The organism is Streptomyces glaucescens, assembly GCF_002154375.1.
Classification (GTDB): domain Bacteria; phylum Actinomycetota; class Actinomycetes; order Streptomycetales; family Streptomycetaceae; genus Streptomyces; species Streptomyces glaucescens.
This window is the reverse complement of the sequence record NZ_MUND01000064.1, coordinates 1-10,357: the sequence shown is the minus strand read 5'-3', so window position 1 is coordinate 10,357 and position 10,357 is coordinate 1. Positions and strand designations below refer to the sequence as shown.

Annotated in this window: 8 protein-coding genes and 1 pseudogene; 6 read left to right on the top strand and 3 right to left on the bottom strand. The window is 73.3% G+C overall.

Annotated features, from left to right (window positions below):
- Together CCN42_RS05070 and CCN42_RS05065 are read right to left on the bottom strand one after the other, a co-directional pair.
- Positions 1-238: pseudogene (locus tag CCN42_RS05070) on the bottom strand (penicillin-binding transpeptidase domain-containing protein); the annotation flags it as partial.
- A gap of 115 nt (positions 239-353) precedes the next feature.
- Complete coding sequence (locus CCN42_RS05065) at positions 354-2,096, bottom strand: dolichyl-phosphate-mannose--protein mannosyltransferase (RefSeq protein WP_086733262.1); 1,743 nt, start codon at positions 2,094-2,096, stop codon at positions 354-356.
- A gap of 62 nt (positions 2,097-2,158) precedes the next feature.
- On the opposite strand from CCN42_RS05065, the gene rsmI reads away from it, so the two are divergent.
- From rsmI to CCN42_RS05040, 5 genes are all read left to right on the top strand, one after another.
- Positions 2,159-3,019: a 16S rRNA (cytidine(1402)-2'-O)-methyltransferase gene (rsmI, locus tag CCN42_RS05060; RefSeq protein WP_086733261.1), complete on the top strand. Its 861-nt coding sequence runs from the start codon at positions 2,159-2,161 to the stop codon at positions 3,017-3,019.
- A 130-nt stretch (positions 3,020-3,149) separates the two neighbouring features.
- Positions 3,150-4,019, top strand: coding sequence for a TatD family hydrolase (locus tag CCN42_RS05055; RefSeq protein WP_086733260.1), 870 nt, complete (start codon positions 3,150-3,152; stop codon positions 4,017-4,019).
- A gap of 163 nt (positions 4,020-4,182) precedes the next feature.
- A complete protein-coding gene (locus CCN42_RS05050) occupies positions 4,183-5,586 on the top strand; it encodes a resuscitation-promoting factor (protein ID WP_086733259.1) in 1,404 nt (467 codons plus the stop codon).
- Between the two features lie 124 nt (positions 5,587-5,710).
- Entirely contained in the window at positions 5,711-6,577 is an 867-nt protein-coding gene (gene rsmA / locus CCN42_RS05045) for a 16S rRNA (adenine(1518)-N(6)/adenine(1519)-N(6))-dimethyltransferase RsmA (protein WP_086733258.1), read from the top strand.
- Positions 6,578-7,474 (top strand): 4-(cytidine 5'-diphospho)-2-C-methyl-D-erythritol kinase, encoded by an 897-nt coding sequence (locus tag CCN42_RS05040; RefSeq protein ID WP_086733257.1) that lies wholly within the window; start codon positions 6,578-6,580, stop codon positions 7,472-7,474.
- Positions 7,475-7,479: 5 nt separating this feature from the next.
- Here the strand turns inward: CCN42_RS05040 and CCN42_RS05035 are convergent, their stop codons facing one another.
- Positions 7,480-8,076, bottom strand: coding sequence for a Uma2 family endonuclease (locus CCN42_RS05035; RefSeq protein WP_086733256.1), 597 nt, complete (start codon positions 8,074-8,076; stop codon positions 7,480-7,482).
- A gap of 157 nt (positions 8,077-8,233) precedes the next feature.
- On the opposite strand from CCN42_RS05035, the gene CCN42_RS05030 reads away from it, so the two are divergent.
- On the top strand, positions 8,234-10,039 hold the full coding sequence (locus CCN42_RS05030) for an ABC-F family ATP-binding cassette domain-containing protein (RefSeq protein WP_086733255.1): 1,806 nt from the start codon (positions 8,234-8,236) through the stop codon (positions 10,037-10,039).
- Positions 10,040-10,357 lie beyond the last annotated feature (318 nt).

Here is a 10,357-nt window from a genome sequence, read left to right as displayed (position 1 = left end):
TGTTGGTGTACGAGGCGGCGGCCGGGCCCTGGGCCCGCTCCCACGCGGCGAAGAACTTCCGCGTGGTCTCCGCGACCTCGTCGCCGCTCGGCGGGCCGGTCCTCTCGGCCCCCGCGCCGCCGGACCCGCCCCCGTCGCCGTCCAGCGCGGACACGATGTTGAACGCCCCGTACCCGGCGCCGCCGACCATCACGGTGAACACCGCGCCGACGATCGCCCCCTTGACCCCCTTGCGCATGCCGCGCTCCCCTCCCCGTTGCGTGCTTGGCACTGTAGGCGGGGGGTGTGACAGCGGGAACGCATGTTTTTCCATTTGTTAGGTGCAGCTGTCCGAGCAGGTGGTTTCCGGCCGCTCAGACCCACGTGTCCAGCCACATCCGCGACCGCCAGTCGTCTATCGGGATCGCCGTGCCGGTGTGGATGGGCCAGAAGTAGATGAAGTTCCACGCGATCAGCAGCACCAGCACCCCCGCGGCCGTGGCCCCCGCCACCCGGCGGGTCTCGCTGGAGCCGGGCGGGCCGACCAGCGCGCCCAGCAGCATCGCCACCGCCAGGCACAGGAACGGCACGAACACGACGGCGTAGAAGAAGAAGATGGTCCGCTCCTGGTACAGGAACCAGGGCAGGTACCCGGCGGCGACGGCGCAGGCGATCGCGCCCGCGCGCCAGTCCCGGCGGAAGAACCAGCGCCACAGCACGTACAGCAGCGCGAAGCACGCCACCCACCACAGCAGCGGTGTGCCCAGCGCCAGCACCTCGCGCGCGCACTTCTCACCCGCGTCCGCGGGGCAGCCGTCCGTGCCGGGCGCGGGCGACTCGTAGAAGTACGACACCGGGCGCCCGCCGACGATCCAGCTCCACGGGTTCGACTCGTAGGTGTGCGGCGAGGCCAGACCGACATGGAAGTCGTACACCTGGGTCTCGTAGTGCCACAGGCTGCGCCACCAGTCGGGGAACAGCCACGACCAGCTGCTGTCCTTGCCGTCGGTCGCCGCCCAGTTGCGGTAGTAGCCGCCGGTGCCGTCGCTCGGGGAGAGGATCCAGCCGGTCCAGCTCGCGACGTAGGTGGCGACCGCGACCGGCACCGTCGACAGGAACGCCCAGCCCAGATCGCGCCGCAGCACCGTCGCGTACGGACGCCGCGCGCCCGCCACCCGGCGGGAGGCCACGTCCCACAGGACCGTCATCACCCCGAACGCGGCCAGGACGTACAGGCCGCTCCACTTGGTGCCGATGGCCAGCCCCAGCATCAGGCCGGCCAGCAGCCGCCACGGCCGCCACCCCAGGCGGGTGTGCTCCGCCGTCCAGGCGTCCGGGCGGACCCGGCCGTCGGCGTCCGCCAAAAGCGCGGCGGCCAGCTTCTCCCGCGTCCTGTCGCGGTCCACGACCAGGCAGCCGAACGCGGCCACCACGAAGAACATCAGCACCCCGTCGAGCAGCGCCGTGCGGCTCATCACGAAGTGCAGCCCGTCCACCGCCAGCAGCGCACCCGCCAGACAGCCCAGGAAGGTGGAGCGGAACAGCCGGCGGCCGATCCGGCACAGCAGCAGCACCGACAGGGTGCCGAGCAGCGCCGTCATGAACCGCCAGCCGAACGGGTCGAAGCCGAAGACCAGTTCGCCGAGCCCGATGACGTACTTGCCGACCGGGGGATGCACGACGTACGCCGCGTCCGACGGGATCCGGATGCTGCTGCCCAGGTCCAGGACCAGGTTGTTGGCGTTCTTGTCCCAGTTGACCTCGAAACCGCGGTGGACGAGCGCCCAGGCGTCCTTGGCGTAGTACGTCTCGTCGAATATCACCGCGCGCGGGTTGCCCAGGTTCCAGAACCGCAGCACCCCCGCGAACAGCGTCACCAGCAGCGGGCCCAGCCAGCCCGACCAGCGCACCAGCCGGCCGGCGAGCCCGTGCGGCACTCCGAGCGCCGCCCACAGCCGCGGGCTCGGCTCGGCGTACGGCGGCACCAGCCGGTCCCGGACGTCGCCGCGGGGCCCCGCGACATAGCCGAAACGGCGCAGCCGCCGCTGCCATGACGGCCGCTCGCCGGGGGCGGCCTGGTCCTGCCGGAGGTCCGTGGAGGACGCGGTACTGGTCACCGCGCCATCGTAGGGAACGGCGCTGTGCGAGTCCCGTGCACGGCCCCTGCGAGGATGGAACCGTGACAGACACTCCCGGAACCCTGGTCCTCGCCGGCACCCCCATCGGTGACATCTCCGACGCCCCGCCCCGGCTCGCCGAGGAGCTGGCCGGGGCCGATCTGGTCGCCGCGGAGGACACCCGGCGGCTGCGGCGCCTCACCCAGGCGCTGGGCGTCACCCCCAAGGGGCGCGTCGTGTCCTACTTCGAGGGCAACGAGACCGCCCGCACGCCCGAACTCGTCGAGGCGCTGCTCGGCGGCGCGCGCGTGCTGCTCGTCACCGACGCGGGCATGCCGTCGGTGTCCGACCCCGGGTACCGGCTGGTCGCGGCGGCCGTGGAACGGGACATCCGGGTCACCGCCGTCCCCGGGCCGTCCGCCGTGCTCACCGCGCTCGCACTGTCCGGGCTGCCGGTGGACCGCTTCTGCTTCGAGGGATTCCTGCCGCGCAAGGCGGGCGAACGGCTGTCCCGGCTGCGCGAGGTCGCCGACGAGCGGCGCACCCTCGTCTACTTCGAGGCCCCGCACCGGCTCGACGACACCCTCGCCGCGATGGCCGAGGTGTTCGGCGGCGAGCGGCGGGCCGCCGTCTGCCGCGAACTGACCAAGACGTACGAGGAGGTCCGGCGCGGGCCGCTGGCCGAGCTGGCCGAGTGGGCGGCCGAGGGCGTGCGCGGCGAGATCACCGTCGTGGTCGAGGGCGCGCCCGAGCGGGAGGCCGCGGAGCTGAGCGCGGAGGAGCTGGTGCGGCGGGTGCGGGTGCGGGAGGAGGCGGGGGAGCGTCGCAAGGAGGCCATCGCGGCGGTGGCCGTGGAGGCCGGGGTGCCGAAGCGGCTGGTCTTCGACGCGGTGGTCGCCGACAAGCGGTCGGCCACCGGCTGAGCCGTCCGCGCGGCGGGCGTGGCGTCCCGGGCCGTTCCCCGCGCCGCCGGCGGGCCGCCCTCGCGCCGCTGCGGGCGCCGTCCCCCGCCGGGCCGCGCAGTGCCGCACCCCCCTTTCGTAGGATCGGGGCATGTCCACCCACGACGAAGCCCCGCCGCCGCCCCAGCCCCTCCGGGTGCCGGTCGCCGACTCCCACACCCACCTCGACATGCAGTCCGGCACGGTCGACGAGGCCCTGCGCAAGGCCGCGTCCGTGGGCGTGACGACGGTGGTGCAGGTCGGCTGCGACGTACGCGGCTCGCAGTGGGCGGCCGACACCGCCGCCGCGTACGGCAACGTGCACGCGGCCGTCGCGCTGCACCCGAACGAGGCACCGCGCATCGTGCGCGGCGACCCCGACGGCTGGTCCCGGCAGGGTGCCCGGGAGCCGGGCGGACAGGCGGCCCTCGACGCGGCACTGGCCGAGATCGACCGGCTGGCCGCGCTGCCGCAGGTGAAGGGCGTCGGCGAGACCGGCCTGGACTACTTCCGCACCGGGCCGGAGGGCAAGGAGGCGCAGGAGATGTCCTTCCGCGCCCACATCGAGATCGCCAAGCGGCACGGCAAGGCGCTCGTCATCCACGACCGCGAGGCCCACGCGGACGTGCTGCGCATCCTGAAGGAGGAGGGCGCGCCGGAGCGGACGGTGTTCCACTGCTACTCGGGGGACGCCGAGATGGCGGAGATCTGCGCCCGGGCCGGGTACTACATGTCCTTCGCCGGCAACGTCACCTTCAAGAACGCGCAGAACCTGCGGGACGCGGTGGCGGTGGCGCCGCTGGAGCTGCTCCTCGTGGAGACCGACGCGCCCTTCCTGACGCCGGCGCCCTACCGCGGACGGCCCAACGCGCCGTATCTCATTCCGATCACGGTGCGCGCGATGGCCGCCGTGCGCGGGATCGAGGAGGACGCGCTGGCGACGGCCGTCGCGGCGAACACGGCACGTGCCTTCGGCTACTGACACAGCACTCGCCGATGACGCCCGCGGGGCTCACCCCGGACCCCTTCGCTACGCTGTGTAGTTGAGTGACTTTGGAGAGTGACCGGCCCTCCGCTAGGTTCTGGGACCCGATCGGATCCCTTGGGCTCCCTTGAGGACCTCTGGCCCCCTGGAGTGTGTCGGCGTGAGCAGTTCGCAGTACGCGCGGTACGGGTACGGCGCCGAGTACCCGCCCCCCGCCATCGACGCAACCGACGCCTTCGAGCCGCACAGCACGCAGACGCCGGGACACGGGGACACGTACGCACCGGCCCAGGAGCGGACGGGGGCGCCCGCCGTCGAGAACGCGCCCGCGTCCCCGCCGGCTCCGGCCTCCGGACCGGCGGACGCCCCCGCGGCTCACGCCGGAACCGCTCCCGGCGGGAGCCCCGGAGCGGGCCCCGGTGCGATCCGCAGAGGCGCGCGCCGACGCAAGGCGCGGTACGCCCCGCGCTCGGACGGATCCCTGCGCCGCCTGCTCCCGCAGGCGCTGGTCGTGGCCTTCCTCGCGGGCGGCACCGCCGCGTTCGTCGCCGAGGACAAGACGATCGAGCTGAGCGTCGACGGCCGCCCCCGCACCCTGCACACCTTCGCCGACGACGTCACCGAACTCCTCGCCGACGAAGGCGTCCGGGTGGGCGCGCACGACGTGGTCGCCCCCGCCTCCGGCGCCGCGCTCACCAGTGGCGACGAGGTGATCGTGCGCTACGGGCGCCCGGTGCGGCTCACCCTCGACGGACACCGGCGCGAGCTGTGGACGACGGCCCGCACGGTGGACGGGGCGCTCAGACAGCTCGGGGTGCGCGCGGAGGGCGCGTACCTGTCCACCTCGCGCTCCCGGCGCATCGGCCGCGCGGGCCTCGCCCTGGACGTCCGCACCGAGCGGTCCGTCACGATCATGGCCGACGGCCGCGTCCGCACCGTCCGCACCAACGCGGCGACCGTCCGCGAGGCCGTCGAGCAGGCCGGCATCACCCTGCGCGGCCAGGACACCACCTCCGTCCCGCCCGGCAGCTTCCCGCGCGACGGGCAGACCGTCACGGTGCTGCGCATCACCGGCACCCGGGAGGTGCGCGAGGAGCGGATCCCGTTCGCGGTGCGCCGGGTCGACGACCCCACGGTGTTCCGGGGCACCGAGGTGGTGGAACGGGCCGGCCGGCCGGGCCTGCGCCGGGTCACCTACTCCCTGCGCACGGTCAACGGGGTCCGGCAGAAGCCGCGACTGCTGCGCAGCGAGGTGGTGCGCCAGCCGCGGACGCGGGTGGTCAAGGTGGGCACGAAGCCGCGGCCCGACTCGGTGCGCGGCGCGGACCACCTGAACTGGCAGGGGCTCGCGGCCTGCGAGTCGGGCGGCCGGCCGGACGCGGTCGACGCCTCGGGGACGTACGGGGGCCTCTACCAGTTCGACACCCGGACCTGGCACAGCCTCGGCGGCTCCGGCCGCCCCCAGGACGCCCCCGCCGAGGAGCAGACGTTCCGTGCGAAGAAGCTGTACGTCCAGCGCGGGGCGAGCCCGTGGCCGCACTGCGGCTCCCGCCTGTACGACTGACCGGCGGGGCCGCGGGAGCCGGGCGCGCCGTCCCGCGCCCCCGCCGCCCTCCCGCCCGTACGTACTGACCGGCCCGGCCCGGCCGCGGGCCGATCCGGTCTCCGCACCCCCGTACCCTTGTGCCGTGAGCAGCCCCACCCCCGACGCCCTGCTGGGCCCCGCCGACATCCGTGAACTGGCGGCGGCCCTCGGTGTGCGTCCCACCAAGCAGCGCGGTCAGAACTTCGTCATCGACGCGAACACGGTGCGCCGTATCGTCCGCACCGCTCAGGTGCGGCCCGACGACGTGGTCGTCGAGGTCGGGCCGGGGCTCGGCTCGCTCACCCTCGCGCTGCTGGAGGTGGCCGACCGGGTCACGGCGGTGGAGATCGACGACGTGCTCGCGGGCGCGCTGCCCGCGACGATCGCCGCGCGGATGCCGGAGCGCGCCGACCGGTTCGCGCTGGTGCACTCGGACGCGATGCACGTCGCCGAGCTGCCCGGCCCCGCGCCGACCGCGCTGGTCGCGAACCTGCCGTACAACGTCGCCGTGCCCGTGCTGCTGCACATGCTCGACACCTTCCCGACCATCGAGCGCACCCTGGTGATGGTCCAGGCGGAGGTCGCCGACCGGCTGGCCGCGGCGCCCGGCTCGAAGGTGTACGGCGTGCCGTCGGTGAAGGCGAACTGGTACGCCGAGGTCAAGCGGGCCGGCGCGATCGGCCGCAACGTGTTCTGGCCCGCGCCGAACGTCGACAGCGGACTCGTCTCGCTGGTCCGGCGCACCGAGCCGATCAAGACGTCCGCCTCCAGACGGGAGGTCTTCGCGGTCGTCGACGCGGCGTTCGCGCAGCGGCGCAAGACGCTGCGGGCCGCGCTCGCCGGGTGGGCCGGTTCGGCGGCGGCCGCCGAGGCCGCCCTGGTCGCCGCGGGCGTGTCCCCGCAGGCGCGCGGCGAGTCGCTGACCGTCGAGGAGTTCGCCCGCATCGCCGAGCACAAGGAGCACGCGTAAGTGAGCGTCACCGTCCGCGTCCCGGCCAAGGTCAACGTCCAGCTCGCGGTCGGCGCCGCCCGCCCGGACGGCTTCCACGACCTCGCCAACGTCTTCCTTGCGGTCGGCCTGTACGACGAGGTCACCGTCACCCCTTCGTCGGACGGACTGCGCGTCACCTGCGAGGGCCCCGACGCCGCCCAGGTCCCGCTGGACCGCACGAACCTGGCCGCCCGCGCGGCGGAGGCGCTGGCCGCGCGGTACGGCCGTACGCCCGGCGTGCACGTCCACATCGTCAAGGACATCCCCGTCGCGGGCGGCATGGCGGGCGGCAGCGCGGACGGCGCGGGCGCGCTGCTCGCCTGCGACGCGCTGTGGGGCACGAACGCCCCCCGCGGCGAACTGCTGGAGATCTGCGCCGAGCTGGGCAGCGATGTGCCGTTCAGCCTGGTCGGCGGTGCGGCACTGGGCACCGGGCGGGGCGAGAGACTGACGGCCCTGGAGGCCGGCGGCACCTTCCACTGGGTGTTCGCGATGGCCGGGCGGGGCCTGTCCACGCCCGCGGTGTTCCGCGAGTTCGACCGGCTCGCCGAGGGCCGGGACATCCCCGAGCCGGTCGCCTCCCGTGACCTGCTGGACGCCCTCGCCAAGGGCGACGCCGACGCGCTGGCCGCGACCGTCCGCAACGACCTCCAGCCCGCCGCGCTCTCCCTCTTCCCCGAGCTGGCCGACACGCTCTCGGCGGGCCGCGCGGCGGGCGCGCTGACCGGACTCGTCTCGGGGTCGGGGCCGACGACGGCGTTCCTCACGCGGGACGCGGGGTCGGCGGAGAAGGTGGCGGAGGCCCTGCGCGCGTCGGGCACGTGCCGGAGCGTGCGGGTGGCGTCGGGGCCGGTGGCGGGGGCGACGGTGCTCTGAGGGGCTCAGGGCCGCCTGGTGACGGCGGTCAGATCGATGTCGATGTCGTAGGGGACGCCGATTTTGACGTGGTCGTGGTAGATGCCGGTCAGCGCGTAGGTGCCGGTGGCCTCGCCGCGTTCGTACACCTGGACCGCGAGGTGGTCGTCCTGGCCCGCCATCTCGACCAGCCAGAAGTGGGGGATGCCCGCTGCGGCGTACCTCTGCGGTTTGTAGTTGCGGTCGCGGGCTTCGGAGTCCGGTGAGACCACCTCCACGGCGAGCAGCACGTCGGCCGCTTCGAAGTGGGTCTGGCGCAGGCCGGTGACGGCTTCGGCGCGGACCACGGAGATGTCCGGTTCCGGACCGTTGCGCCGGTCCAGCACGACCGTCATCTCCCGTTCGACGCTGAACTCCGGGGGGACGGAGCTGAGCAGGCCGTTGACCAGCAGGTCGATGGCAAGGAAGTGGAAGCGGCGCTGCGGACTCACGAAAACGAGGCTCCCGTCGATCAGCTCGGTGTGACGCGGGAGATCCGGCAGCGTGAACAGGTCGTCCACGGTGTAGCCGTCCTGCGGTGGCACCGGCCACTGGACGCGGTGCTTCACGGACTCGGCGCTCATGGTTCCTCCCATGGACGGGATCCTGCTGCCCGCCCTCCACGGTAGCGGCCGGTTCCCGATCACGTCACCACATAGAGTGACGACCCCCTCGCGCCCCGCACCCCGCCCCCGAGGCCCTACGCTAGAAGGCTGACCGTCCCCCGTGAGCAGGAGAGAAATGGCCGTCAACCTGGTCAATGTCGAGAACGTCAGCAAGGTGTACGGCACTCGTACCCTCCTCGACGGCATCTCCCTGGGCGTCTCGGAAGGGGACCGGATCGGTGTGGTGGGCCGCAACGGCGACGGTAAGACGACGCTGATCCGGATGCTGGCCAAGCTGGAGGAGGCGGACTCCGGGCGGGTCACGCACTCCGGCGGGCTGCGCATGGGCGTGCTCACCCAGCACGACTCCCTCGACCCGGAGGCGACCGTCCGGCACGAGGTCATCCGGGACCTGGCCGACCACGAGTGGGCGGGCAACGCCAAGATCCGCGACGTGCTGACCGGGCTGTTCGGCGGACTGGACCTGCCGGGGTTCCCGCAGGGCCTGGACACCGTCATCGGGCCGCTCTCCGGCGGCGAGCGGCGCCGTATCGCGCTGGCGAAGCTGCTGATCGACGAGCAGGACCTGATCGTCCTCGACGAGCCCACCAACCACCTCGACGTGGAGGGCATCGCCTGGCTGGCGAACCATCTGCGCGAGCGCCGCTCGGCGCTGGTCTGCGTCACCCACGACCGCTGGTTCCTCGACCAGGTCTGCACCCGCATGTGGGACGTGCAGCGCGGTGACGTCCACGACTACGAGGGCGGCTACTCCGACTACGTCTTCGCCCGCGCCGAGCGCGAGCGGATCGCGGCGACGGAGGAGGCCAAGCGGCAGAACCTGGTCCGCAAGGAGCTGGCCTGGCTGCGCCGCGGCGCGCCCGCGCGGACGTCGAAGCCGCGCTTCCGCGTGGAGGCCGCCAACGAGCTGATCGCGGACGTGCCGCCGCCCCGGGACACCAGCGAGCTGATGAAGTTCGCCTCCTCCCGGCTCGGCAAGACCGTCTTCGACCTGGAGGACATCACCGTCCAGGCCGGCCCCAAGGTGCTGCTCAAGCATGTGACCTGGCAGCTCGGCCCCGGCGACCGCATCGGCCTGGTCGGCGTCAACGGCGCCGGCAAGACCACGCTGCTGCGCGCGATGGCCGAGGCCGCGCGGACCGAGGGCGAGGCCCAGCCCGCCGCCGGCCGGATCAACGTGGGCCGGACGGTCAAGCTGGCGTACCTCTCCCAGGAGGTCGCCGAACTCGACCCCGCCTTGCGGGTCCTGGAGGCGGTCCAGCAGGTCCGCGAGCGCGTCGACCTCGGCAAGGGCCGGGAGATGACCGCCGGGCAGCTGTGCGAGACGTTCGGCTTCAACAAGGAGAAGCAGTGGACGCCGGTCGGCGACCTCTCCGGCGGTGAGCGGCGCCGCCTCCAGCTGCTGCGGCTGCTCATGGACGAGCCGAACGTGCTCTTCCTCGACGAGCCCACCAACGACCTCGACATCGAGACCCTCACCCAGCTGGAGGACCTGCTCGACGGCTGGCCCGGCTCGATGATCGTCATCTCGCACGACCGGTTCTTCATCGAGCGCACCACGGACCGTGTGTTCGCGCTGCTCGGTGACGGCACGCTGCGGATGCTGCCGCGCGGGATCGACGAGTACCTGGAGCGGCGCCGGAAGATGGAGGAGTCCGCCGCGGCCGCCGCGCCCGTGGCGCAGAAGCCGGCGACGACGGAGAAGAGCGCCGCCGACCAGCGCGCCGCGAAGAAGGAACTCCAGAAGATCGAGCGGCAGTTGGACAAGATCTCCGAGAAGGAGACCAAACTGCACGCGCAGATCGCCGAGAACGCCACGGACTTCGCGAAGGTGGCCGGACTGGACGCCGAGCTGCGGGACCTCGCGGGGCAGCGCGAGGAGCTGGAGCTGCGCTGGCTGGAACTCGCCGAGGACGCCTGAGCCTCCCGCCGGGGTCCTTCGCACGGCGCGCAACCCCGGCGCGCACGGCGCGCGGTTCGCGTGAAGGGGGCGTGAAGGCGCGTAACGACGGCATCACGGGCCGGTCCTCCCTTGGGAACAGGGGAGGATCCGGCCCGCTGCACTGTCGGTCCCGGGTGATAGAAAGAGCCGTCTGAGAACCGTCTGAAAACGTCTGAGAATCACGGGTGTGGCGGATACGCAGCGCCACCGGGCGCGGCGCCACATCGGTCACAAGGGGGAACCGCAGATGACCCAGCCGCCCAACCAGCCGCCGCAGCCGGGCGGTTTCGGCGCCCC